This is a genomic window from Enterobacter sp. Taxon_2 (genome assembly GCF_058355295.1).
Genome location: NZ_CM178024.1, coordinates 1446253 through 1469910, shown reverse-complemented (window position 1 = coordinate 1469910; position 23658 = coordinate 1446253). Strand labels below are relative to the sequence as shown.

Genomic DNA, 23658 nt, shown 5'->3' with positions numbered 1-23658 from the left:
TACCACCAATATAACTTATTGATAATCTTACAAATCGTTGTTTTCACTAACCCGTTTACATAAATGGTTTTTTTGTTGCCTGAAAATTACCACTCTGTAAATTAATGCTTTATGCCTCCAGGTTCCCCTGCATAGCGACATCGTCACGGCAGAACTTTTATATAGCTGCAACAGATAATAAAAAACCAGCCAGCGGCGGGTCTGTATCAGTCAGCTAATTGTTCCTGCAATTCTTTCGGATTTTGGAACGCGCCACTCAGTATTGAACTCATCGATTCGCACTTAAAGCTCCCGATAAATCGTATTTAGATTAAAAAATATCAGGTCATTATCCTAAAAATCCCCTGCTTTTCATAAACATGATCTGCTTTGAACTTCCATATTAGTTACAGGCATACGCTGGAGCGGATAGAAACGCTATGGAGGGGACAGGAATGCAGTTTTCAGGTTCAGTAATAGCAATACCGGTCTTAGGGAATGAAGCAAAAGATCGCACAATTGAACTGAAGTGCGAGGTCAGTAAGCATGTACCATTCTGAAGAGATCATCCGCCAGCTTCAGAGCCAAAAGATACTGGCAATGAAGCTGGACCAGGCGGTACGCGCGGTAGGTGAAGAAGTAAAGAGCCAGCTGAGTAATATAGGTGCCGGTGCCCAACGCCTGCTGTACTACACCTCCTGCTTTACTGATGAATATTACGATGTATGCACCCGACAAAACCTGGAGGACGCTCGCTTCCGAAAGGGCATATTCCATCTCGTTTCTCGCTGGAACATCGTCTTTGACCTAATCAACACGTACGTTGAGGGGCTGATTAAGGATTATTCCCCGGCAGAATTATCAGCGATACAGCATGCTCTAATGCGCGCTAACGTTTATATATCCACCAGCACGCTAACCTCGTATTCATTCTCTGCAGGCGTCGCATCGACTGTTTGCCTCTATGTGACCCTTCCACCCTCAGGGTTAAAAGTCGTTTCAGGATTAACGGGCGCGGCTATTGGCGGGCTGGGGGTATACGGGGTTGTGCAAAAAGCTGCTGACAGCGCTCATCGCCTGCAAGTGATGCATCCAGCCTACTATCAAGCGTTATACCTGCGAGAGCTGGAGATGATGTATTTCCTGGTGGAGCCTGCGTTTATGCGCGCAGGCGTGCTAACCCAACAGTGGACTGATAGTCAAAGCCCTTATGATGCTGCTGACACGATCCTGAAGCTCATGGGCAGGCACTAATGGGCTTTCTAAGACGCTGGCTCAAATCTCAGGCCCAGTTTTTCTTCTGGACTTATATACCCATCATCCTCGCGTTCATTTTTGGCTATGTCCTTGACGTTTACTTCCCTGAGGTTAGCCAGGGATTCATCCTCCTGTTTTACCTGGTCACACTGGGGCTGGCTTACTGGATATGGCATTGAGGACCATAAAAGCTTCACGTTTACTAATAAGGAAATGACATGTCTACACCCGCACATCTCTGGCTTGAGGACGAGAACGGCTCACCAATTGTTGGTAGCTGCATGATGCCCACCCGTAATGGCTCCATAGAACTGAAATCGTTCTCCCATGGCGTAACCATTCCGGTTGACCCAAGCTGGGGCAAGCTCACCGGCACGCGCGTCCATCGCCCTATTACGATAGTCAAAGAATTTGATCAGACTACCCCACTTCTTTACCGAGCCGTGTGCGAAGGGCGAGTGATGAAGAAGGGGATTATTAAGATGTACCGTATTCTGGAGTCCGGTATCGAGGCCGAATATTTCAATATCGTTATGGAAAACGTTAAGTTCACGACAGTGGCCCCCTTCCTGACCCCTAACGGGATGAGCAGCACCCATCTTGAAACGCTCGAATTGCGTTATGAAGCCATCTCATGGAAGTACACGGAGGGGAATATCATTTACCGTGACACCTGGAACGATCGCTGTTGCGCCTGAGCGCAGAAGAGTGTTGAAAGTGAGCAGATAAAAAGAAACCGTTCCAGGGGACGGTTTCGTTCCCATGACGGTCAGGATTGCTCCGGGCAAGCCATAAAGACTATTTTGACCTTCTACAAGCCCTCCATGAGTTTTTCTATCCTTCCTGCTTTTTCCTCTTCTCTCGCCAGCCATAAACACATATGATTTAATACATATGATAAAAGACATTCAGGATGACCGAATGCTCCACCCACTCCACCTCTTCAAAACCCTCTCCGACGAAACGCGGCTCGCCATCGTCGTGCTGCTCCGTGAAGCGGGCGAACTGTGCGTCTGCGATCTCTGCGCCGCCACCGCCGAATCTCAGCCGAAGGTCTCCCGCCACATGGCCCTGCTCCGCGAGTCCGGGCTGGTGATCGACCGTCGCGAGGGCAAATGGGTCCATTACCGTCTCTCTCCCAACATGCCTGCATGGGCGGCAACCGTTATCGACACCAGTTGGAACTGCCTGCGGGAAGAGACGCGTCTGAAGCTGAAAAACCGACTTCCGGGCTCGTGCTAACCCAAACATATTCATAAAAACAGATATAACGGAGTAAACAATGTTTCTGGCAGGGGCTATTTTTCTGTTTACGCTGGTACTGGTCATCTGGCAACCCAAAGGACTGAGTATCGGCTGGAGCGCGACCATCGGCGCCGTGCTGGCGCTATTCAGCGGTGTGATCCACGTTAATGATATTCCGGTAGTGTGGAATATCGTCTGGAACGCCACGGCAACGTTCATTGCCGTCATCATCATCAGCCTGCTGCTGGATGAGTCCGGCTTTTTCGAGTGGGCGGCGCTGCACGTCGCCCGCTGGGGGAACGGTAGCGGACGATTGCTATTTACCTGGATTATCCTTCTGGGCGCAGCCGTCGCGGCGCTGTTTGCCAATGACGGTGCGGCGCTGATCCTGACGCCTATCGTTATCGCCATGCTGCTGGCGCTAGGGTTCAGCAAGCAGGCCACGCTGGCGTTTGTAATGGCGGCAGGTTTTATCGCCGATACCGCCAGCCTGCCGCTGATTGTGTCCAACCTGGTCAACATCGTGTCGGCAGATTTCTTTAAGCTGGGGTTCAGCGAATATGCTTCGGTGATGATCCCGGTAGATATCGCCGCGATTGCCGCAACGCTGGTGATGCTCCATCTGTTCTTTCGCAAGGAAATTCCGCCGGAATATGACCTGGCAAAACTCCGCGAGCCCGCCCGGGCCATTCACGACCTCCCGACGTTCAGAACGGGCTGGATCGTCCTGCTGCTTCTGCTCGTCGGTTTCTTCGTGCTGGAGCCTCTGGGTATTCCGGTCAGCGCCATTGCGACCATCGGCGCGCTGATTTTATTCGCTGTCGCAAAACGCGGACATGCGATAAACACCGGAAAAGTGCTGCGCGGCGCACCGTGGCAGATCGTCATCTTCTCGCTGGGGATGTATCTGGTGGTGTATGGCCTGCGCAATGCCGGGCTGACGGAATATCTCTCAGGCGTGCTGAATAGCCTGGCCGGACACGGATTATGGGCCGCCACGCTGGGAACCGGGTTCATCACCGCATTTCTGTCATCCATAATGAACAATATGCCCACGGTGCTGATTGGCGCGCTCTCCATTGACGGCAGCACGGCAACGGGGTTGATCAAGGACGCGATGATTTACGCCAACGTGATTGGCTGCGATCTGGGGCCGAAAATCACGCCTATCGGCAGCCTCGCCACCCTGCTCTGGCTCCACGTGCTGGCGCAGAAAAACATGACGATTACCTGGGGCTACTATTTCCGGACGGGCATCATCATGACGCTGCCGGTCCTGTTTGTGACGCTCGCCGCGCTGGCGCTACGTCTCTCCTTCACACTGTAATGAGCCACTGATATGAGCCACATCACCATTTACCACAACCCGGCCTGCGGAACCTCGCGCAACACGCTGGAGATGATCCGCAACAGCGGCACGGAGCCAGAGATTATCCTCTATCTGGAAACCCCGCCTTCGCGCGATAAGCTGACCACCCTGATTGCCGATATGGGCATTTCGGTGCGGGATCTGCTGCGTAAAAACGTGGAGCCCTATGAGCAGCTCGGACTTGCCGACGATAGCTTCACCGACGACCAGCTTATCGATTTTATGCTGCAACACCCGATCCTGATTAATCGTCCGATCGTGGTCACGCCGCTGGGCACCCGCCTGTGCCGCCCGTCTGAAGTCGTTCTCGATATTCTGCCGGACGCGCAAAAAGGAGCGTTTACGAAAGAGGATGGCGAAGCCGTCGTAGACGCCGGCGGGAAAAAAATCTCGCCAAAGTAACCCATTGATAATGGCACGGTAAGATCTGCCAACCGCATGCCCCACCCAACGGTTGAGTTGCATCCGCCGAAACCCGGCACATACTTTTGAGGGTTAAGTCTGGTGAGGGTATGCGGGTATGGACTTTAAAAACAAAACCGCCGTCATCTTCGGCGGCAGCGGCGCTATCGGCAGCGCAACTGCGCACGCTCTGGCGCGTGAAGGAGCGGATGTATACCTTGCCGCACGTGACCACGCCAGGCTGGAGCAGGTCGCCAGCCGTATTCGCGCAGCGGGCGGTTCTGCCAGCACGTTTATTTTCGATGCGCTTGAGGAGTCCTCGCAGCTCCCGGACCTTGCCCGCATTGATATCGTCGTCAACGCCACGGGCTTTATGCACGATCAGGGTAAACGCCTTGAGGCGTTAACGCTCGGCGAGTTCAGGCAGGGTTTCGACCCTTTCCTGGCCGCGTACTTTAACATTGCGAAAGCCGTGTCGCCCTTTATGGGCGGCGAGCATGGCGGGACCATAATTACCGTCGTCGCCCCCGCCGCAAACATGGCGATGGCGGGCCACCTCGGGCATATCGTCGGCTGCGCGGGTATGGAAGCCTTGACCCGGGCGCTTGCGGCTGAGCTGGGGACTCAAAATATTCGTGTGCTGTGTCTGCGTTCGCACGCGATAGCCGATGCGGTGCAGGCGGGTTCGTATGTGGGTGCCATTTTCGCCGCCAAGGCGCAGGCGATGGGGATAACGGTTGAGCAATTTCTCGGCAGTGCCGCGCAAAGTATCCTGACGCATCGCCTGCCGACGCTGGCACAGGTGGCAGATACAATTACGTTTCTGGCATCAGATGCGGCAGGTGTTATCACGGGAACTACCGTCAATATGACCGCGGGCGCAACCTAGCCTCTGCCCTCGCCCGCAATCCTCCCCACCATCGCCCGGATCTCTTCGCGGGATAGCGGCGTCCGGTCGGTCACGTAGTGCAGCGTCATCCCTTCGATAAAGGCATCCAGCGCGCGGGTGGTGACCGGGTCGAACCACTGCTCCAGCGTGGTCTGGCTCATCTTCATCCAGTCCTGCATCACCGTTTTGAGCGCCGCGCTGCGGTGCATAAAGGCGTAGAGCTGGTACATCAGCGCCATGTTGTGCGGCGTGGTCACCTGCGAGCTGTGGATCAGCGTAGTGATGGATTCGCACGCCATCTCCGGCCCGGTGACGCCGGCAAAGAAATCCCGGTACTGCTGCGACATCTGCCGGGTAAACCACGTGAAGGCCTCCTCCAGCAGCGGCTCCATGCCGTCGAAATAGTAGGTCATCGACCCCAGCGGCACGCCCGCACAGGTGGCGATTTTACGGTGCGTGACGGCGTGGATCCCGTGCTCGGCAATGGTATCGAGCGTTGCCTGCAGGATCTTCTCCCGGCGATGCGGATCGTTCGGTGGTCTGCTCATAAATTCCTCACGTGGTTTGTGTACAAATGTACACAAACTTGCTAGTGTTGTCGCTATTGTTGTACTTCTGGTGCTACCCCAATGACGCTGACCTCTCCCCGTAAAGCCCTGCAGCTCCGCCTGTGGGCGCTGTTTATGTTCTTCTTCATTCCCGGCCTGCTGATGGCCTCCTGGGCCACGCGCACCCCCGCCATTCGCGATATTTTGTCCGTTTCTACCGCTGAGATGGGCATCGTGCTGTTTGGCCTGTCGATAGGCTCCATGAGCGGCATTCTCTGCTCTGCCTGGCTGGTTAAGCGCTTCGGTACGCGGGCGGTGATCCGCACTACCATGTGCTTCGCGGTGTTCGGGATGATCGTGCTGAGCGTGGCGCTGTGGTTTGCCTCACCGGTGCTCTTCGCCCTGGGCCTGACGGTATTTGGCGGTAGCTTCGGTTCTGCAGAAGTTGCCATCAACGTTGAAGGGGCGGCGGTCGAACGTGAGATGAACAAAACCGTGCTGCCGATGATGCACGGCTTTTACAGCCTCGGCACGCTGGCCGGTGCCGGCGTGGGGATGGCGCTGACGGCCACCGGCGTGAGCGCCAATCTGCATATTCTGCTGGCGGCGCTGGTGTGCATCATTCCGATCCTGACCGGCATCCGGGCCATCCCGGACGGTACCGGCAAAAACTCCGCTGACGAACATCACTCGGCCGAAAAAGGGCTGCCCTTCTACCGCGACTTCCAGCTGATGCTGATCGGCGTGGTGGTGCTGGCGATGGCGTTCGCGGAAGGGTCTGCCAACGACTGGCTGCCGCTGCTGATGGTGGACGGCCACGGCTTTAGCCCGACCTCCGGCTCGCTGATCTACGCCGGGTTTACGCTGGGGATGACCGTGGGTCGCTTCACCGGCGGCTGGTTTATCGACCGCTACAGCCGCGTGGCGGTAGTACGCGCCAGCGCCCTGCTGGGCGGTCTGGGCATCGCGATGATCATCTTTGTGGATGTGGACTGGATTGCCGGCGTCTCGGTGATCCTCTGGGGACTGGGTGCGTCGCTCGGCTTCCCGCTGACCATTTCAGCCGCCAGCGACACCGGCCCGGATGCCCCGACGCGCGTCAGCGTGGTGGCAACCACGGGCTATCTCGCCTTCCTGGTCGGGCCGCCGCTGCTCGGCTTCCTCGGTGAGCACTACGGACTGCGCAGCGCCATGCTGGTGGTGTTAGGGTTGGTGATCGTCGCGGCACTGGTGGCGCGCGCGGTGGCAAAGCCGGAAACGAATCAAACGACACTGGAGAAGGGATATGGGCGTTAAACTGATCGCCGTCGACATGGATGGTACTTTTCTGAGCGATGCCAAGACCTATAATCGCCCGCGCTTTCTGGCGCAGTACGCCCGCATGAAGGCGCAAGGCATTCGCTTTGTGGTCGCCAGCGGCAACCAGTACTACCAGTTAATCTCCTTTTTCCCGGAGATTGCGCATGAGATTGCGTTCGTCGCCGAGAACGGCGGCTGGGTCGTGAGCGAAGGAGAAGATGTCTTTAACGGTGAACTGTCGAGAGCCCATTTCGACACGGTCGCGAACGTGTTAAGCGACGTGCCGGGTATTGAGATCATCGCCTGCGGGAAGAGCAGCGCCTACACGCTGAAATGCTATGACGAGGGCTTTAAGCATATCGCGGCGAAGTACTACCACCGCCTCGAAATGGTCAGCGATTTCGACAACCTGAACGATATTTTCTTCAAGTTCGGACTTAACGTTTCTGACGATGAAATTCCGCGGATTCAGGCGCTGCTGCATGAAAAGCTGAGCGACATCATGGTGCCCGTCACCACCGGTCACGGCAGTATCGACCTGATCATCCCCGGCGTGCATAAAGCCAACGGTCTGCGGATCCTGCAAAAGCGCTGGGGCATTGACGACAGCGACGTGGTGGCCTTTGGGGACAGCGGTAACGACGTGGAGATGCTGCGTCAGTCCGGGTTCAGCTTTGCGATGGCGAATGCCAGACCGCATATCAAAGCGGCGGCACGTTTTGAAGCGCCGCACAATAACGATGAAGGCGTGCTGGATGTGATTGATAAGGTGCTGGAAGGGGAGGCGCCGTTTAATTGACCGCGTGCGGTCTGGTGCCCTCACCCTGACCCTCTCCCACTGGGAGAGGGAATAAAGATCACGGCTGCAGGGCGTTCCCGACGCGTTTGTCCTTCAGGAACACCACCATCAGTCCAACCCACAGCACGCCGTTGGCGAGGTTAAACAGGCTGAACAGCCCGTTGCCTCCCATCGCGTAGGCATGCTTGCTCACCTCGATACCGACGGTAAAAATCAGCATCTGCAGCATCCCCATCGCCGCTGACACCGTACCTTTACTCATCTCGCTGGCAAACAGAGTCAGGCGCACCAGCCCGGCGTTCGCCACGCCAATCCCGAAGGCGTAAATGCTCAGCCCTGCAGTCATCCATAGGTAAGCGTGGGATGACGCGACGGTCGCCACCGCTGCCAGAATCAGCCCTGCCGCAATCGGCCAGCCACCCATGATAATCAGTGAACGCACGGTGCGTCGTGACGTCAGACGTGCCAGCACCAGGTTGCCGATAATCAGCGCGCCAAAGATCGGCACCTGCAGCAGACCATACTCATAGCTGCTGAGCTTTTCACCGCTGATGATAATAACCGGCGACTGCGCGATCCACGCCAGCAGCGGCAGGCTAACGAACCCGGTCGCCAGCGCGCCCGCCACAAAGCGGCCATTCTTCAGCACTTCTTTGTAATCCCGACCCAGCTCTTTCAGCGAGAGTTTCTCGCCGATGCGGGTGGCCGTTTCCGGCATCGCCCGGTGCAGGCCAAAGAACGCGAAGGCGGCGAGAAGCGCAAAGAGCACAAACATCCCTTCCCAGGGCGCAACGTGCACCCACGCGGCCCCCACCAGCGGCCCGAGCAAGGGAGCGATAAGCGCCACGTTCGCCATCAGCGCGGTAATTTTGATGCACACCGCCTCTTCAAACGACTCCTGAATGGCGGCATACCCCACGGCGCCGATAAAGCACAGGCTCACCCCCTGCAGGAAGCGCAGCAGGGTAAATTGTTCAATGTTTTGCGCCAGCAGCGTGGCAAGACAGGTGACGATAAACCACACCACGCCCGTCAGCATCACCGGACGACGGCCAATACGATCCGACAGCGGACCTAACAGCCACTGCAAAAACATGCCGCCGGCCAGATAGGCGGTCATGGAGGTCGGTACCCACTCAATTCCCGCGTTGTACTGCGCCACTACGGCCAGCATACCGGGCTGGATCATATCGTTGCCGATATAGGTAGAAAATTCGTAGAGCACCAGACACAGAGGGAAAAGCAACGCCTGACGACCCAGACGTGAACCAGAAGAAGAACGGTTTAACATGCAATCTCTTTATAATGACAAAATCGCGACGAGTTTAATGAAATGCCGCAGCCCGAGATAGTGATTTATCGAGGATAAACAGAAATAAAGCACATATCGTCTTCGTTTAAGGTTTCCTTAAGTTGACAGATTTATGATAGCCCCATTACTCGTCAACGACCCCAAATTATGGCACTCACTTCCAGCCGTTCAGAATTGTCTAACTTACAGACAAATAAGACAAAACGACTTTACCGCTTGCCGGGCCGCTTTTATGGTTATCAGCTTTTCGTACTGGTCGTCCTTGCCGTGCTTTTCACGTGGTTATCACGCAATGAAGCGCTCGACAGATGGATCACCGGTTTTTGGTATGACGCGGCAACGCAAAGCTTTCCGCTGCAGAAAGATCATCTGCTGGATCTGCTGAACCACCGTCTGGCGAAGTACATTGCCATCGCCTTAGGTGCCGTGGCGCTGTTTTACGGCGCTTACAAGCGTAACGCAAGGCTGGTTACGGCAGCGCTGCTGATGGGCGTTGGCGCGCTGGTGGTAGGCGTGCTGAAAAGCGTGAGCCATCACAGCTGCCCATGGGATCTGGTGGAATATGGCGGTAAGGCCGTCTCTTATCCCCTGTTTAGCGCCGTCCCTGCTGACAGCGGTCCGGGGCGCTGTTTCCCCGGCGGTCACGCCTCCAGCGGTTTCATGGTGATGGGGCTGTTTTTTGCCTTCTGGCGCGAGCGTCCGCGTCTCGCCTGGTCCGTCGTCGCGCTGGGCGTGGTGTTAGGTCTGGTGATGGGCTACGGCCAGATCATGCGCGGGGCGCATTTTTTCTCTCACAACCTGTGGGCTGGGTGGTGGGTCTGGTTTTCTCAGGTGGTGGTCTACGGCCTTATTTCCACCCGGTTTGCTAAAGAGTGATAACGCTATGTTAGAGAATCTGAATTATCAGCTGTTTTATCTGATCAACGCCACCCCGGCCTCGCCTGAGTGGGCGATCGATTTTGCCACCTTTCTGGCAAAAGATCTGATCAGCATCGTGCCAGCGCTGGCCGCCATCCTCTGGCTGTGGGGACCTCGTAGCCAGGTGAAAGCGCAGCGCCAGCTGGTGATCAAAGTGGCGATGGCGCTGGGCGTGAGCGTTCTGGTGAGCTTCGTACTGGGTCATGTGTTCCCGCACGCCCGCCCTTTTGTTGCCCACGTGGGCTATACCTTCCTGCACCACGCGCCGGATGACTCGTTCCCGAGCGATCACGGCACGGTGATCTTTACCTTCGCGCTGGCTTTCCTGTTCTGGCATCGCCTGTGGTCTGGTGCGGTCCTGATGGTTGCAGCCCTGGCAATCGCCTGGTCTCGCGTTTATCTGGGCGTCCACTGGCCGCTGGATATGGTGGGCGGTTTCCTGGTCGGGCTGATTGGCTGCGTGAGCGCGGCTATCCTGTGGAGTCTCATTGGTGAGGCGCTCTATAGCGGGCTCTCTACCCTCTATCGCGCCATTTTCGCTATCCCGATCCGCAAAGGCTGGATACGTGACTAACCCCGACCTGACAGGTTACACTTGAACCCCCGCCCTGCGGGGGTTCACTTTTTTATCCCGAGGAACTATGGAAACACGTCGCGATGACCGCATTGCTCAGCTGCTACAGGCGCTGAAGCGCAGCGATAAGCTGCATCTTAAGGAAGCCGCCAACCTCCTCGGCGTCTCAGAGATGACCATTCGTCGGGATCTGAACAGCGAGAGCGCGCCCGTCGTGCTGCTGGGCGGGTATATTGTGCTTGAGCCGCGCAGCGCCAGCCATTATCTGATCAGCGACCAGAAGACGCGCCTGGTGGAAGAGAAACGCAAAGCCGCGCGGCTTGCGGCCTCACTGGTGCAGCCGCACCAGACGCTGTTTTTTGACTGCGGTACCACTACGCCGTGGATTATCGAGGCCATCGACAGCAGCATTCCTTTTACCGCCGTCTGCTACTCCCTGAACACCTTTCTGGCGCTTCAGGAGAAACCCGAGTGCCGGGTGATCCTCTGCGGCGGCGAGTTTCACGCCAGTAATGCGATCTTTAAGCCGCTCAACCTGCAGGACACGCTCAGCAATCTCTGCCCGGATATCGCGTTTTATTCCGCCGCGGGCGTCAACGTGCGTCAGGGCGCGACCTGCTTTAATCTGGAAGAGCTGCCGGTGAAGCACTGGGCGTTGAGCGCCGCGCAGTACCATGTGCTGGTGGTCGATCACAGCAAGTTTGGTAAGGTGCGTTCGGCAAGAATGGGCGAGCTTGCGCAGTTCGATGCCATCGTCAGCGATTGCCGCCCGGACGACGAGATCGTGGCCCACGCGAAGGCGCAGCAGGTGAAGTTGATGTATTAAACGGGGTGCGGTCTGATGCCCTCACCCCGGCCCTCTCCCACAGGGAGAGGGAGAAAACGCATCGAGGTTAGCTAAACCAGCTGCCAAACCACCCGTGGAATTTCATCATCACGAAATCCCACATCCGGCTGAAGAAGCCACCCTCTTCCACCGCTTCCATCACAATCAGCGGACGCTGTTCAATCGACTTACCGTTGAGCTGGAAATCAATCGTCCCGACCACCTGGCCTTTTTTCAGCGGCGCGGTGAGCTGCGGGTCGGTCAGGGTGTAGCTGGCTTTCAGGTTTTTCAGCTGACCTCGCGGAATGGTCACCGAGCCCGCCTCACCCGCGCCCAGGTTCACTTCGCTCTTGTCACCAAACCAGACGCGCTGGCTGACGAACGTGGCATCCGGTTTAATCGGCGTCACGGTTTCATAGAAGCGGAAGCCCCAGGTCAGCAGTTTTTCTGACTCATTAAAGCGAATACGGTCGGTTTTGGTGCCCAGCACCACCGAAATCAGGCGCATATCGCCCTGGGTCGCGGAGGCCACAAGGTTATAACCTGCACCCGCCGTGGTGCCGGTTTTCATCCCGTCCACATTGACGTTGCTGCTCCACAGCAGGCGGTTGCGGTTCGGCTGGCGGATTTTGTTGAAGGTAAACTCTTTCTCTTTGTGGATCGCGTATTCATCCGGCACGTCGTGGATCAGCGCTTTCCCGAGCAGCGCCATGTCGCGCGCGGTACTGAACTGTCCCGGCGAATCCAGACCGTGAACCGTTTTAAAGGTCGTATTGGTCAGGCCCAGCTTTTGCGCGTAGCCATTCATCAAACCAATGAAAGAATCCTGGCTGCCGGCAACATAATCGGCCAGCGCGATGCACGCATCATTTCCCGACTGAATAATTACCCCTTTGTTCAGATCGGAAACGGAAACCTGATCGCCCGGCTTCAGGAACATCACCGATGACCCGCGCAGCGCCGGGTTGCCGGTCGCCCACGCGTCCTTACCGATGGTTACCATATCGTCCAGCTTGATCTTGCCCGCTTTTAACGCCTGGCCCACCACATAGCTGGTCATGATTTTGGTCAGGCTTGCCGGATCGAGTTTCTCATCCGCATTCCCTTCCGCCAGCACTTTACCGCTGGAATAATCCATCAGGATCCAGGCGCGCGCATCCACAGGCGGCGCTTCGGGCGCAGCCTGTTCAGCTGCGTAGAGCGTTGGTGCAAACAGGAAAAGAAGCGCAGAGCCGGTCGCCAGGCTGCGCAGAGAAGTCATTTTACGCGTCATAAATGCCACCCGAGTGTCCATTCAAAAATTACGTCACATCACCGTGTCGCAAGAAGCGATGAGTAATAGCGCACTAAAACCGTTAAAGAAACCCAACGAGGGTAAAGTTATTAAAGTTTATGCAATAACATTCAGATACGCTTTGATTAAGACGATTTTTTTGTCTTCTGTTGCGTAATTGTTAGGTTTATCTCACCATGGCGAAAGGCTGACTCGGATTCACATCTCATCGGGAGTAAATATGATTACGCTGTGGGGCAGGAATAATTCGACCAACGTTAAGAAAGTGCTCTGGACGCTGGAAGAGCTGGATTTACCGTTCAATCAAATCATGGCTGGCATGTCGTTCGGCGTAAACAAAGAGGCCGACTATCTGGCCATGAACCCGAACGGCCTGGTGCCGCTGCTGCGCGATGATGAAACAGACGCGACGCTATGGGAGTCCAACACCATTGTGCGTTACCTCGCCGCGCAGTACGGTCAGGGCCGCCTGTGGGTTGAAAACCCGGCCCGGCGCGCTCAGGGCGAAAAGTGGATGGACTGGGCAAACCAGACGTTATCCCCGACCCACCGCGTGATCCTGATGGGGCTTATCCGCACACCGGAAGCTGAACGCGACTATCCCGCAATTCACGCCGCGCAGGATGCCTGCGAAAATCTGTTTGCGATGATGGATGACGAGCTGGCGAAGCACGCCTGGTTCTCCGGCGAGGCGTTCGGCACAGGCGATATCGCCGTGGCGCCGTTCGTCTGGAACCTGACCAACATGGGCCTGAAGTGGACGCCGCGCCCTCACCTTGAGCGCTGGCTTAAACAGCTGAGCGATCGCCCGGCGTACCGCAACGTGGTGATGATCCCGGTCACCTGATTACGCTCCGGACGGGCTGACTTTCAACAGCTGCCCGTCCGTCTCGTCGGTCAGGACATACAGATACCCATCCGGCCCGACCCGCACATCGCGAATACGCTGGTCCCGGTCGCCCAGAATGCGCCCGTCCTCCGTCACCTTGTTTCCCTCCACGCTCAGCACGATCACGTCCTTCTCCTTCAGCGCCCCAATAAACAGCTTGTTTTTCCACTGCGGGAAAACGTCGCTGTTGTAGAACGCCATGCCGCTCACCGCGGGTGAGACTTTCCAGACGAACAGCGGCTTCTCGGTACCCTCAACGTGCTCGCCTTTGGCTTCCGGTATTTTCAGGCCGCTGTAGTTAATGCCGTGCGTCGCCAGCGGCCAGCCGTAGTTTTTGCCTTTCTCCGGAATGTTGATCTCATCTCCGCCGCGCGGTCCGTGCTCGTTCAGCCAGAGCGTGTCGCTCCAGGGGTTCATCGCCATCCCCTGCGGGTTGCGAATGCCGTAAGACCAGATTTCGGGCCGCGCGCCGGGGGTATTCACAAAGGGGTTATCCGGCGGGACTTTCCCGTCTTCGGTGAGGCGCACCACTTTACCCTGCAATTTATCCAGATCCTGCGCCGTCGGACGCTGGTTGTTCTCGCCGAGTCCGATAAAGAGAGAACCTTTGCCGTCGAACACCAGCCGCCCACCAAAATGGTTCCCGGTGGAGAGTTTCGGCATCTGGCGGAACACCACCTGGAAGGCTTCAATGCGCGTAAGATCGTCGCTTAACCGGCCATAGCCCACCGCCGTTCCGGCTTTGCCATCACTCCCTGCTTCGGCGAAGCTCAGCCAGATGCGGCGTGATTTTTCAAAATCCGGGGCGAGGACCACGTCCAGCAATCCTCCCTGACCGTTTGCCCAGACCTTCGGCACGCCGATAATCGGATCGGACAACCCTTTTCCGGCCTGCCAGCGTTTGAGCTGACCGTCCTTCAGGGTCACCAGCAGGCCTTTATTGTCCGGCAGAAACGCCAGAGACCAGGGGTGATCGAGTTTATTTTGCAGCACCTCGACCTTGACCGCCTCTGGCGCAGCAAGAAGCGAAAATGGAATGAATAACGCAGGCAGGAAAATCAGCGAGGATCGAGGCATAACGCGCTCCTTTATCGGCATATGGCATAAAGGTTAGCCACTGCATCCGGGCGCGTTACCACTTTTACAAAAGCTTAATCAGAAGGGGGAGTTGCCTCCCCCGGGATCAGTGCTGTTCAAGCTGTTTGTGCTCGTTCAGACACATGATGCATAGAGAGAGCGTTGTCAGGCAGTTTTCAAGCTTCTCCGCGTTTACGGCGATAAAGTTCGGGCAGTCGTGGCGTCCGTTCATCAGACACACCCCTGCAATGGAGAGCACCTCGGCGGCGCGGCGCAGCGCTATTTCTTCACTTTCGCCGCCGTTCGCCTTCAGGGTCGGTGCTTTTTCACGCATGAAATTACACAGTTCAAACAGGTTATCACGCAGATGTTCGCTTTCGCTGACTGACATATACCCTTTTGCCTTCCTCAATTGCAGGTACGCGGCCAGGTCGATTCGGGCGTTGATCAGCTTGTTCAGCAGATCGCGTTTAAGTCTGTCAACGGTCATGCTCTTTCCTCCTCTGTCAGCCATGGTGCATAGTCAGGATAAGTTCATTTTTTGTACAGTTTAATGCCTGGGATCAATTTTTATTAACTGATTAACATAATTTACAATGTTACAACCTCACGTGCAGCGAAGCGCGTTACGGGGAGCTATGCTACTTTTTTATTAGGCTGAATGGCTTGCAAAATCGCACTCGCAGAGGTGAGTATGGCAGCACTCCCGGTGTCTGAAAAAATATGTTCTCTCTCTAAGGTAGACCTGAATCTTCTCACCATCTTTTGCTTAATCTATAGCGTAGGAAGCATTTCTAAGGTTGCCGATATGCTGGACATATCCGCTTCTGCTGTCAGCCAGTCGCTGCGAAAACTGCGTGAAATGATGGGGGACAACCTCTTTGTCCGCAGCGGCAACATCCTGCTGCCGACGGTGTTTTCAGATGAGCTTTACGATAATACAATCTCGATAATCGACAGGCTCTCCACCCTTCTGCCTGACTCAGCCCCCTCACGTAAGAAGCGCGTGACGCTTTATACAGAATCCTTTATTTCTCCGCTGGTGGTACCGGAATTAACGGAAAAGCTCCTTGAAACGAATTCAGACATTAGTCTGCTGCATCGCACTGAAGACCTGAATGAACAAAAAACCACTGAACTGCTGAACATGCGTCAGGCTGATGTGGTGTTCTCTACGTTCTCAGTGGAAAACAGCAACATCCGATGTCAGAAGGTGTGCGATATAGACCTGGTGCTTGTCGCCGCGCAGGATAACCCGCTTTATGGCAGTACTATCGATGAAGAGCTGTTCAGAAATGCCAGCCTGGTGGGCTATAACACTAAAAACGAAAAAATTATTTATTACCGCAGCATCGCTGATAAAAAATTCCGCTCCAGCGAACGCTGTTTACTCACCACCTCGTTTGCTTCCATTCTGATCATTATCGCCAAAACTCCATGTCTGGGGATTATTCCCGAGCGCGCCTTTGCCACTTACTCAGAGATGTACAAACTCAGACGAGTTGGCACCCCGTTCCCGTTACCGAAATTCAGCATTTACTCCTCATACCGAAAAGAGAGCAATAAATTGCTCTCTACTGTGCTGGATGACCTGCTGGTCCCGACAACTTAGCGGCGCGTTTCAGTTCTGATTTAATTTTTCGCGGATTTAGCCCTGTTGCGACAGCAATATCGGTTAGCTTGACGCCGTGCGCATAAAGGGTTTTAGCCATAGCGACTTTGGACTGGACATACATATCTTTCATTAAGGATCTCACAAGTCATGTTGACAGGGTGAAAGATATCTTTTGATGATTTTTTAGCCAATTAGCATCGCTTAAAGCCGGGATAAGTAATTCTAAACAGTGTTGCTAAGCAAAGCGGTTGATCCAAACCTGCTGAGATCGCCACAGACCTGTATAAATCCCCCGCGATACGCTGTAAAATCCCGCCCTGATAACTCCATAATTGATGAATTTTTAACCTATGAGCAATGTTACGCACCAGCCGAAAATCGGCTTCGTCTCCCTGGGCTGCCCGAAAAACCTGGTGGATTCAGAACGCATCCTGACCGAACTGCGCACCGAGGGCTATGACGTGGTGCCAAGCTACGACAACGCCGATATGGTGATCGTTAACACCTGCGGGTTTATCGACAGCGCGGTTCAGGAGTCACTGGAAGCCATCGGTGAAGCCCTGACGGAAAACGGCAAAGTGATCGTGACCGGCTGTCTGGGCGCGAAAGAAGACCAGATCCGCGAAGTGCACCCGAAGGTGCTGGAGATCACCGGCCCGCACAGCTACGAGCAGGTGTTGCAACATGTTCATCACTACGTGCCAAAACCCAAGCACAACCCGTTCCTCAGCCTCGTGCCGGAACAGGGCGTGAAGCTGACGCCGCGTCACTACGCGTACCTGAAAATTTCCGAAGGCTGCAACCATCGCTGCACCTTCTGCATCATCCCGTCCATGCGTGGCGATCTGGTGAGCCGTCCCATTGGTGAAGTGCTGGCGGAAGCTAAACGTCTGGCCGACGCGGGCGTGAAGGAGCTGCTGGTCATCTCCCAGGACACCTCGGCCTACGGTGTAGACGTTAAACACCGCTCCGGTTTCCACAACGGCGAGCCGGTGAAAACCAGCATGGTGGGCCTGTGCGAGCAGCTGTCCAAACTCGGTATCTGGACGCGTCTGCACTACGTCTACCCGTACCCGCACGTTGACGACGTGATCCCGCTGATGGCGGAAGGCAAGATTCTGCCGTACCTGGATATCCCACTGCAGCACGCCAGCCCGCGCATTCTGAAGCTGATGAAGCGCCCTGGGTCCGTTGACCGCCAGCTGGCGCGCATCAAGCAGTGGCGCGAGATCTGCCCGGATCTGACCCTGCGATCCACTTTCATCGTCGGCTTCCCGGGTGAAACCGAAGAAGACTTCCAGATGCTGCTCGACTTCCTGAAAGAAGCGCGTCTGGACCGCGTTGGCTGCTTCAAGTACAGCCCGGTAGAAGGCGCAACCGCCAACGAGCTGGCGGACCAGGTGCCGGAAGAGGTGAAAGAAGAGCGCTGGAACCGCTTCATGCAGCTGCAGCAGCAGATCTCTGCTGAGCGTCTGCAGGAAAAAGTGGGCCGCGAGATTATGGTTATCATCGACGAAGTGGATGAAGAAGGCGCGATTGGCCGCAGCATGGCGGACGCCCCTGAAATCGACGGTGCGGTGTACCTGAACGGCGAAACCAGCGTTAAGCCGGGTGATATTATTCGCGTGAAGGTTGAAAACGCGGATGAGTATGACCTGTGGGGTAGCCGGATTTAATCTCCCCCCTCTGTAGTAGGCCGGGTAAGGCGTAGCCGCCACCCGGCACTCTACTCCCGTTTATCTTCCCAGCGCGTTCTCCATCGTCGCCACCATTTTGTTATCAATGCGGAAAAACGCCACCGTCACCGCCAGCAGCAAATGCAGTACGCCAGGAATAACCGTGGACAACAGCGTTATCCCGGCCAGTGAAGCGGTCGTTTGATTTTCCTGCCCCGACTGATACGACACCACCATTAGCGTCACGCTAACGATAACGCCTGCCACCGCCCATGCCAGTTTGACGAAGAATAAATTAAAGGCAAAGTTCATTCCCGACGAGCGACGCCCCGATTTCCATTCACCATACGTATCGGCAAAAGTGACCAGCGTAAAATGCATCGGTAGAATAAACCCCAGTACCACGCAGCAGACAAAAACCAGCCCCAGCCACAGCGTCGCGGCATCGCCCGGCACAAACCACACGGCGAAGTGCGCCAGCCCCAGTAAGATGTTCACCCACAGGTAGATTTTGCGGATCTCAAAAATGCGGGTGAAATATTGCACCAGTACAGAGCCGATAATCCCCCCAAGCGTCGCCAGGCCAAAGAAGAACGAGGTATAAGTCGCGTCACCGTGTAAAACATAGGTGATGAAATACATCGCTGCGCCGCCCTTGGTGTTGAAAATACTGATAATCAGCAGCGACATTACAAAGGTCAACAACAGCTGATCATTATGGCGAATGCTTTTCAGACTCTCTTTAAGATTAAACGTATGCTGTGTTTTCGCGGCAACGCGCTCTTTCACGCCATAAAAACAGCATAAGAACATAATGACGGCAAATACTGACAACACGCCGACGCCAAATTGATAACCCCGCGCCTGAGCGTCTCCGCCAAAATATTTCACCATTATCGGCAGCCCCACCGACACAGCAAAACCGGCGACCCCGCACAGGGCGAAACGCCACGACTGACAGGACACCAGCTCCAGGGGGTTGGCGGTTATTTTGGTGATCAATGCGCAATAAGGCACATTATTCAGCGAGTAGAGCACCGATAGCGCAAAATAGGTCAGTACGGCGTAGACGATTTTCCAGTGATAAGCCAAATCAGGCACGCTAAAGGTCAGGAAGGCAATTAACCCGAGCGGGACTGACGTCCATAAAATAAAGGGGCGAAATTGCCCCATTTTCGTTGATGTGCGGTCAGCAACAATACCGATTAACGGATCGGAGACGGCATCAATGACCCTCAGCACCAGAAATAATGTGCCGACAATCGCTGGCGTCAGGCCAAATATATCGGTATAGAAAAAGGTCAGAAAGTTTGAAATCAGGCCGGTGACGATTGTGCCGCCCGCGTCTCCTAAGCCATAGCTGATTTTCTCTCTGACGGATAACCGGGCAGACGCGCTGGCGATAACAGCGGAATGGCTCGCTTGCGATAACTCACTCATTTTCCATCTCCCTGATTTGAGCCAGAATGGTTTGCACCTCCGCGCCTTTTCTGACAAACAGTGGCAACACCGAGAGCGGTGCAGGCACCCTGACATGCGCCCCGCCCTGATAATATTCACCCGAGTTCACATCCAGCCAGACCTCATCGGCTGGCAGCCAGACGCTGCGCGCGGTGTCACCCGCATACACCACTGGCGCCACCAGAATATCGGCACCAAACATGTATTGATCGGTGATATCCCAACTGCCCGGCTGACGTGCGTAGTGGTAAGACATCGGCCGCATTAACGGTTCCCCGGTCTCGTGCGCCTGCTGCATTAAGGTACGGAGATAGGGACGCAGTGCCTCCCGCAGGGCAGCGTAGCGTTTAAGCTGAGCAAATACCGCGCTGCCGAAGCTCCACAGCTCATTGCCCGCGCCGGTATTGCACTGGGCAATCCCATCCCGCCACGGGATATCAGGCTCCGTTATCGGGTCACGATGGCCGTGCATCCGCAATACCGGGCTAAATACCGCCCACTGGAACCAGCGGATCAGCAGCTCATGGAATGCCGGGTCGTTAACGTTCCCACCGTGAAAACCGCCAATATCCGTCGTCCACCACGGAATACCCGCCATGCCCATATTCAGACCGGCGCAAATCTGGTTACGCATGGATTCAAAAGAAGAATGAATATCCCCCGACCACACCAGCGCGCCATAGCGCTGACTTCCGGCCCACGCGCAGCGTACCAGGCTTACGGGATCCTTTTGACCTGCCTCGCGCAAACCATCATAAAATGCCTGGGTATAGTGCAGTGGATAGATATTTCCCACCTCCAGCGTATTGCCGAGGTGATAGCGGTAATTATCAAAATCGTAAACGCCGTATTCTGGCTCCGCTTCGTCAAGCCAGAAAAGATTCACGCCCCGATCGAAATAGTTTTTCTTGCACACCTGCCAGACATATTTTCGAGCCTGCGGATGCGTTGGGTCTAAAAATCGTGTATTACCGAGGAAATCGAAATTAATATTGAGCCCTTTACGGGTATTCACTAAATATCCGCGCTCATTCATGACGGCATAATTTTCACTGCGCACATCCACCGTCGGCCAAACCGAGACCATTAATTCGGTGCCCATTTCGCGCAGTTCAGCAGTCATAGCGGCCGGGTCTGGCCATTCACGTTCATCAAACCGCCAGTCGCCCTGCACCGGCCAGTGGAAGAAATCGGCGACAATCACCGCAAGGGGGATCCCTTCGTCACGGTAGCGCCGGGCGACGGTCAGCAGCTCTTCCTGAGTACGATAGCGCAGCTTAGACTGCCACAGTCCCAGCGCAAATTCCGGCATCATGGGCGGTTTTCCGGTCGCCGCGGCGTACTGACGAATAATGTCTGCGGGCGTGTCGCCAGCGGTTATCCAGTAATCAATACGCGCCGCTGCTTTGGCGCTCCAGCGGGTTTCGTTATGGGCAAATACCGCCTCCCCGATAGCCGGATTATTCCATAAAAAACCATAGCCCAGGCTCGATACCATAAACGGCACGCTGGCCTGCGAGTTGCGCTGCGCCAGCTCCACGGAGCAGCCTTTTAAATTAATAAACGATTGCTGATACTGCCCCATGCCGACGATTTTTTCATTCACCTGACTTTCGAACCTGACCGTCACTTCGAAGGCATCGCCTGCCAGGGGGTTGCACTCCCGACCGGATATTTTCAGCGCACTAATTTTCTTTTGCGGCTGCTCACCCGCATTCCAGAAATGTTCACCATTATCACGCTGCCGCCAGAGCTCTTCCAGCAAACATTCTCCGTGCTGATTGTAAAAAGCCGTCCGCCCTTGCCTGTCGACACGGGCACGAATATTGCCGTTAATCATCGTCACCTCCCCTTCCCCTTGCAGGAATTGAGGTTTGACAGGAGGCTGCGCTAATAATGCGTGTTCGTCTGGATGAATATCATCAGGAAGCCATCCAGACGTTACCCTGAGACTATTTTCACCCCACGGCACAATTTTTAAATACTGACCATTCCACACCCAGTAAATGGCGTCATCTTTTATCTGCAATGTATTCATATTTACCTCATAGAGATGCCAGGCATGATTCCGGAAACGTTTCCGATCCTGGTTAAGATTCCATGAAGTGTCAATTCAGAAAAGAGATAAAGAATTTCAAAATAACATTTATGTGATCGCCGCTTTACTTTTAGCGGTTTTTAACCATGCTATGATATATTATTGAGAATATTATCGCAGATAGATAAATTGAGCAGGACACGGTATATATTTAGCAAGTTAGTCCATGCCTAACACAAAGGAAAGCAATGAATATCAAGGCATTAGCGAAAAAACTAAATCTCTCTATCGCGACCGTTTCTCGTGCACTGAACAATCATCCGGAAGTCAGCGCTGCCACACAAAAAAGGGTCCGCGAAGCCGCCAGCCTCTATGGTTATTTACCCAATGCCGCAGGCCGTAATTTACGAAAAGGGAAAGTGAATACTGTTGCGCTACTATTGCCTTCAGGCGAGGGTGATAATTTTTATACCGCGTCTTTTTTTATGCGCGTCGCCGCCAGCCTGCAGCGCCATCTGCGCCAGCAGGATATTGATACCATTCTCCATCTTGCCCTTGATGAAAACGACGAGCGACTTTGGTTGCGAAAAATCATTGAGCAGCGTAAAGCGGATGCCGTGATCCTCACGAACACAACGCTAAACGATCCGCGAATTGAGTACCTCTATCAGCATGACTTTCCTTTCGCCACGCTGGGACGAAGTGAAACGCTTGAAGGCAACTTTAACTGGGTCGACCTCGATTTTGAACATGTTGCTGAAATAGCGGTTGAACGCGCTCGGCTTGCGGGTTATCAGCATGTCGCGCTGGTCACGCTGGGTGACCAAAGTACGCAAGGCGAGATTTTTGCGCAGGCCTGGCGCAAGGCGCTTCGCGCGCGCGGCCTGACCGTCAACGACGAGTATCTTTTCTGCGGTGAGATCAGCGAAGCCTCGGGATTTGAAGCACTTCGCCACTTTCACAACCTTGCCACTCCACCCGATTACGTCGTGTTCCTGAGCGATCTCCAGCTACTCGGCGCCAGCGCTTACTGCCAGCAAAACCACTGGACGGTTCCCTTTTTTGCCGGGGTCTTTAGCAGTGATATGTCGTCATTTCTGCCCACAAAACCCACCGGATTTGACATCCCCTATCAGCAGTTGGGAACCGACCTGGCCCTTGCCGTACTCAATGCGATGCAGAGAGGCTCTACACCCTTGTGTGCATTGCCGCCGCTAACGTTGGTTGAAGGTCGGAAGCATGTGATGCGCTGAGGTGAGATCCACCAGGAAGGTATCTCTACCCCTTAATCCTCGGATCCAGCGCGTCGCGCAGCCCGTCACCTAACAAGTTAAACGCCAGCACGGTCAGGAAAATCGCCAGACTCGGGAAGATCGCCACGTGCGGCGCAATCACCATATCTGCCCTCGCCTCGTTCAGCATCGCGCCCCACTCCGGCGTTGGAGGCTGAGCCCCTAACCCCAGAAACGACAGGCTGGCCGCCGAGATAATCGACACGCCGATACGCATGGTGAAATAGACCACGATGGACGACACCGTCCCCGGCAGAATATGGCTGAAAAGAATGGTGGCGTCGCTGGCCCCCATACTGCGGGCCGACTCGATAAAGGTCTGCTGTTTCAGCACCAGCGTGTTGCCGCGCACCAGACGGGCAAACGCCGGAATCGAAAACACCGCGACCGCAATGATGACGTTTGCCATGCCGCTGCCCATGATCGCCACCACGGCAATTGCCAGCAAAATGCCGGGAAAAGCAAACAGCACGTCGCAGATGCGCATGATGATGCGATCCCACCAGCCTTCGTAATACCCGGCAACGAGACCCAGTACGGTCCCGATGGCCGCGCCGATCAGCACCGCGAACACCCCGGCGGCAAGCGAGATCTGCGCCCCCACCAGCACGCGGCTAAAGATATCGCGACCGAGGGAGTCCACGCCGAACCAGTGCAGCATCGACGGTCCGTCGTTCAGACGGTCGTAGTCAAAATAGTTTTCCGCATCAAACGGTGCCACCCACGGCGCAATCACCGCCACCGCAATCAGCAGCAGCACAAACAGCCCCGCGGTCATCGCGACCGGCTGACGGCGAAAACGCCGCCAGAATTCAGACCACGGGGTGCGGACGTGGTCCGGTTTTAGCCCCGGCATCGCGTTTAAAACGGCCTGACGTCGCCAGTTCAACAATCGCATC

The 23658-nt window shown here is 55.3% G+C and carries 23 protein-coding genes; 15 read left to right on the top strand and 8 right to left on the bottom strand.

All coding sequences use genetic code 11. The annotated features are described in order from the left end of the window. Positions 1-525 precede the first annotated feature (525 nt). The 6 genes from AC4IC4_RS06860 (at position 526) to AC4IC4_RS06835 (ending at position 5141) form a co-directional block, all read left to right on the top strand. The gene (locus AC4IC4_RS06860; protein ID WP_032649319.1) at positions 526-1233 is read left to right on the top strand and encodes a hypothetical protein; all 708 of its coding nucleotides are present in this window, start codon (positions 526-528) and stop codon (positions 1231-1233) included. Positions 1234-1454: 221 nt separating this feature from the next. Continuing rightward, positions 1455-1934, top strand: a complete 480-nt coding sequence (locus tag AC4IC4_RS06855) for an Hcp family type VI secretion system effector (RefSeq protein ID WP_061715679.1) — start codon at positions 1455-1457, stop codon at positions 1932-1934. Positions 1935-2157: 223 nt separating this feature from the next. Further along, positions 2158-2478: a metalloregulator ArsR/SmtB family transcription factor gene (locus AC4IC4_RS06850; protein WP_491472415.1), complete on the top strand. Its 321-nt coding sequence runs from the start codon at positions 2158-2160 to the stop codon at positions 2476-2478. Between the two features lie 40 nt (positions 2479-2518). Next, positions 2519-3808 carry an arsenic transporter gene (locus AC4IC4_RS06845; RefSeq protein ID WP_491472414.1) on the top strand — a complete coding sequence of 430 codons (1290 nt, stop codon included), beginning with the start codon at positions 2519-2521 and terminating at the stop codon, positions 3806-3808. Between the two features lie 12 nt (positions 3809-3820). After that, positions 3821-4252: a glutaredoxin-dependent arsenate reductase gene (arsC, locus tag AC4IC4_RS06840; RefSeq protein ID WP_491472413.1), complete on the top strand. Its 432-nt coding sequence runs from the start codon at positions 3821-3823 to the stop codon at positions 4250-4252. A 118-nt stretch (positions 4253-4370) separates the two neighbouring features. Next, positions 4371-5141: an SDR family NAD(P)-dependent oxidoreductase gene (locus AC4IC4_RS06835; RefSeq protein WP_491472412.1), complete on the top strand. Its 771-nt coding sequence runs from the start codon at positions 4371-4373 to the stop codon at positions 5139-5141. Here the strand turns inward: AC4IC4_RS06835 and AC4IC4_RS06830 are convergent. Beyond that, positions 5138-5689 (bottom strand): TetR/AcrR family transcriptional regulator, encoded by a 552-nt coding sequence (locus tag AC4IC4_RS06830; RefSeq protein ID WP_024908670.1) that lies wholly within the window; start codon positions 5687-5689, stop codon positions 5138-5140. The genes AC4IC4_RS06835 and AC4IC4_RS06830 overlap by 4 nt on opposite strands. Positions 5690-5770: 81 nt before the next feature. On the opposite strand from AC4IC4_RS06830, the gene AC4IC4_RS06825 reads away from it, so the two are divergent. Continuing rightward, on the top strand, positions 5771-6985 hold the full coding sequence (locus AC4IC4_RS06825; RefSeq protein WP_491472411.1) for an MFS transporter: 1215 nt from the start codon (positions 5771-5773) through the stop codon (positions 6983-6985). Then, on the top strand, positions 6975-7787 hold the full coding sequence (locus AC4IC4_RS06820; RefSeq protein ID WP_491472410.1) for a Cof-type HAD-IIB family hydrolase: 813 nt from the start codon (positions 6975-6977) through the stop codon (positions 7785-7787). Before AC4IC4_RS06825 ends, AC4IC4_RS06820 begins: the two co-directional genes overlap by 11 nt. 58 nt (positions 7788-7845) lie before the next feature. On the opposite strand, the gene AC4IC4_RS06815 is transcribed toward AC4IC4_RS06820, so the two are convergent. Then, positions 7846-9078 (bottom strand): MFS transporter, encoded by a 1233-nt coding sequence (locus tag AC4IC4_RS06815; RefSeq protein ID WP_032649341.1) that lies wholly within the window; start codon positions 9076-9078, stop codon positions 7846-7848. 168 nt (positions 9079-9246) lie between these two features. Here AC4IC4_RS06815 and AC4IC4_RS06810 point away from each other — a divergent pair, with 168 nt between their 5' ends. The 3 genes from AC4IC4_RS06810 (at position 9247) to deoR (ending at position 11417) form a co-directional block, all read left to right on the top strand. Next, positions 9247-9975, top strand: a complete 729-nt coding sequence (locus AC4IC4_RS06810) for a phosphatase PAP2 family protein (RefSeq protein WP_491472409.1) — start codon at positions 9247-9249, stop codon at positions 9973-9975. Between the two features lie 7 nt (positions 9976-9982). Next, positions 9983-10591 (top strand): undecaprenyl-diphosphate phosphatase, encoded by a 609-nt coding sequence (gene ybjG, locus AC4IC4_RS06805; RefSeq protein ID WP_491472408.1) that lies wholly within the window; start codon positions 9983-9985, stop codon positions 10589-10591. Between the two features lie 67 nt (positions 10592-10658). Next, positions 10659-11417 (top strand): DNA-binding transcriptional repressor DeoR, encoded by a 759-nt coding sequence (gene deoR / locus AC4IC4_RS06800; protein WP_008503427.1) that lies wholly within the window; start codon positions 10659-10661, stop codon positions 11415-11417. A 67-nt stretch (positions 11418-11484) separates the two neighbouring features. Here the strand turns inward: deoR and dacC are convergent, their stop codons facing one another. Further along, on the bottom strand, positions 11485-12690 hold the full coding sequence (gene dacC, locus AC4IC4_RS06795) for a serine-type D-Ala-D-Ala carboxypeptidase (RefSeq protein WP_047653218.1): 1206 nt from the start codon (positions 12688-12690) through the stop codon (positions 11485-11487). A 241-nt stretch (positions 12691-12931) separates the two neighbouring features. Between dacC and AC4IC4_RS06790 the strand changes: the two genes are divergently transcribed. Beyond that, positions 12932-13558, top strand: a complete 627-nt coding sequence (locus AC4IC4_RS06790) for a glutathione S-transferase family protein (RefSeq protein ID WP_024908678.1) — start codon at positions 12932-12934, stop codon at positions 13556-13558. Here AC4IC4_RS06790 and AC4IC4_RS06785 read toward each other — a convergent pair whose 3' ends face one another. Both AC4IC4_RS06785 and bssR read right to left on the bottom strand, forming a co-directional pair. Next, a complete protein-coding gene (locus tag AC4IC4_RS06785; protein ID WP_491472407.1) occupies positions 13559-14677 on the bottom strand; it encodes a PQQ-dependent sugar dehydrogenase in 1119 nt (372 codons plus the stop codon). Between the two features lie 106 nt (positions 14678-14783). Next, the gene (gene bssR, locus AC4IC4_RS06780) at positions 14784-15167 is read right to left on the bottom strand and encodes a biofilm formation regulator BssR (RefSeq protein WP_024908680.1); all 384 of its coding nucleotides are present in this window, start codon (positions 15165-15167) and stop codon (positions 14784-14786) included. Between the two features lie 204 nt (positions 15168-15371). Between bssR and AC4IC4_RS06775 the strand changes: the two genes are divergently transcribed. Both AC4IC4_RS06775 and rimO read left to right on the top strand, forming a co-directional pair. Next, positions 15372-16289, top strand: coding sequence for a LysR family transcriptional regulator (locus AC4IC4_RS06775; RefSeq protein ID WP_061715689.1), 918 nt, complete (start codon positions 15372-15374; stop codon positions 16287-16289). Positions 16290-16642: 353 nt separating this feature from the next. Further along, positions 16643-17968, top strand: a complete 1326-nt coding sequence (gene rimO / locus AC4IC4_RS06770) for a 30S ribosomal protein S12 methylthiotransferase RimO (RefSeq protein ID WP_491472406.1) — start codon at positions 16643-16645, stop codon at positions 17966-17968. Positions 17969-18028: 60 nt separating this feature from the next. Here rimO and AC4IC4_RS06765 read toward each other — a convergent pair whose 3' ends face one another. After that, entirely contained in the window at positions 18029-19408 is a 1380-nt protein-coding gene (locus tag AC4IC4_RS06765) for an MFS transporter (protein WP_491472405.1), read from the bottom strand. Further along, on the bottom strand, positions 19401-21467 hold the full coding sequence (locus AC4IC4_RS06760) for a glycoside hydrolase family 31 protein (RefSeq protein WP_491472404.1): 2067 nt from the start codon (positions 21465-21467) through the stop codon (positions 19401-19403). The genes AC4IC4_RS06765 and AC4IC4_RS06760 overlap by 8 nt, the downstream gene beginning before the upstream one ends. 248 nt (positions 21468-21715) lie before the next feature. Between AC4IC4_RS06760 and AC4IC4_RS06755 the strand changes: the two genes are divergently transcribed. Next, positions 21716-22720, top strand: coding sequence for a LacI family DNA-binding transcriptional regulator (locus tag AC4IC4_RS06755; protein WP_491472403.1), 1005 nt, complete (start codon positions 21716-21718; stop codon positions 22718-22720). Between the two features lie 25 nt (positions 22721-22745). Here AC4IC4_RS06755 and gsiD read toward each other — a convergent pair whose 3' ends face one another. Beyond that, the gene (gsiD, locus tag AC4IC4_RS06750) at positions 22746-23657 is read right to left on the bottom strand and encodes a glutathione ABC transporter permease GsiD (protein ID WP_024908682.1); all 912 of its coding nucleotides are present in this window, start codon (positions 23655-23657) and stop codon (positions 22746-22748) included. Between the last annotated feature and the right edge of the window lies 1 nt (position 23658).

What these genes read in the sequence shown, in the direction of transcription:
- AC4IC4_RS06785 (WP_491472407.1), bottom strand. Translation starts at nt 14,677, where the DNA reads ATGCCTCGATCCTCGCTGATTTTCCTGCCTGCGTTATTCATTCCATTT.
- AC4IC4_RS06755 (WP_491472403.1), top strand. Translation starts at nt 21,716, where the DNA reads ATGAATATCAAGGCATTAGCGAAAAAACTAAATCTCTCTATCGCGACC.
- AC4IC4_RS06775 (WP_061715689.1), top strand. Translation starts at nt 15,372, where the DNA reads ATGGCAGCACTCCCGGTGTCTGAAAAAATATGTTCTCTCTCTAAGGTA.
- AC4IC4_RS06810 (WP_491472409.1), top strand. Translation starts at nt 9,247, where the DNA reads ATGGCACTCACTTCCAGCCGTTCAGAATTGTCTAACTTACAGACAAAT.
- AC4IC4_RS06860 (WP_032649319.1), top strand. Translation starts at nt 526, where the DNA reads ATGTACCATTCTGAAGAGATCATCCGCCAGCTTCAGAGCCAAAAGATA.
- AC4IC4_RS06855 (WP_061715679.1), top strand. Translation starts at nt 1,455, where the DNA reads ATGTCTACACCCGCACATCTCTGGCTTGAGGACGAGAACGGCTCACCA.
- AC4IC4_RS06815 (WP_032649341.1), bottom strand. Translation starts at nt 9,078, where the DNA reads ATGTTAAACCGTTCTTCTTCTGGTTCACGTCTGGGTCGTCAGGCGTTG.
- arsC (WP_491472413.1), top strand. Translation starts at nt 3,821, where the DNA reads ATGAGCCACATCACCATTTACCACAACCCGGCCTGCGGAACCTCGCGC.
- AC4IC4_RS06825 (WP_491472411.1), top strand. Translation starts at nt 5,771, where the DNA reads ATGACGCTGACCTCTCCCCGTAAAGCCCTGCAGCTCCGCCTGTGGGCG.
- AC4IC4_RS06835 (WP_491472412.1), top strand. Translation starts at nt 4,371, where the DNA reads ATGGACTTTAAAAACAAAACCGCCGTCATCTTCGGCGGCAGCGGCGCT.
- gsiD (WP_024908682.1), bottom strand. Translation starts at nt 23,657, where the DNA reads ATGCGATTGTTGAACTGGCGACGTCAGGCCGTTTTAAACGCGATGCCG.
- AC4IC4_RS06790 (WP_024908678.1), top strand. Translation starts at nt 12,932, where the DNA reads ATGATTACGCTGTGGGGCAGGAATAATTCGACCAACGTTAAGAAAGTG.
- AC4IC4_RS06845 (WP_491472414.1), top strand. Translation starts at nt 2,519, where the DNA reads ATGTTTCTGGCAGGGGCTATTTTTCTGTTTACGCTGGTACTGGTCATC.
- bssR (WP_024908680.1), bottom strand. Translation starts at nt 15,167, where the DNA reads ATGACCGTTGACAGACTTAAACGCGATCTGCTGAACAAGCTGATCAAC.
- AC4IC4_RS06765 (WP_491472405.1), bottom strand. Translation starts at nt 19,408, where the DNA reads ATGAGTGAGTTATCGCAAGCGAGCCATTCCGCTGTTATCGCCAGCGCG.
- ybjG (WP_491472408.1), top strand. Translation starts at nt 9,983, where the DNA reads ATGTTAGAGAATCTGAATTATCAGCTGTTTTATCTGATCAACGCCACC.
- AC4IC4_RS06850 (WP_491472415.1), top strand. Translation starts at nt 2,158, where the DNA reads ATGCTCCACCCACTCCACCTCTTCAAAACCCTCTCCGACGAAACGCGG.
- AC4IC4_RS06820 (WP_491472410.1), top strand. Translation starts at nt 6,975, where the DNA reads ATGGGCGTTAAACTGATCGCCGTCGACATGGATGGTACTTTTCTGAGC.
- AC4IC4_RS06830 (WP_024908670.1), bottom strand. Translation starts at nt 5,689, where the DNA reads ATGAGCAGACCACCGAACGATCCGCATCGCCGGGAGAAGATCCTGCAG.
- dacC (WP_047653218.1), bottom strand. Translation starts at nt 12,690, where the DNA reads ATGACGCGTAAAATGACTTCTCTGCGCAGCCTGGCGACCGGCTCTGCG.
- AC4IC4_RS06760 (WP_491472404.1), bottom strand. Translation starts at nt 21,467, where the DNA reads ATGAATACATTGCAGATAAAAGATGACGCCATTTACTGGGTGTGGAAT.
- rimO (WP_491472406.1), top strand. Translation starts at nt 16,643, where the DNA reads ATGAGCAATGTTACGCACCAGCCGAAAATCGGCTTCGTCTCCCTGGGC.
- deoR (WP_008503427.1), top strand. Translation starts at nt 10,659, where the DNA reads ATGGAAACACGTCGCGATGACCGCATTGCTCAGCTGCTACAGGCGCTG.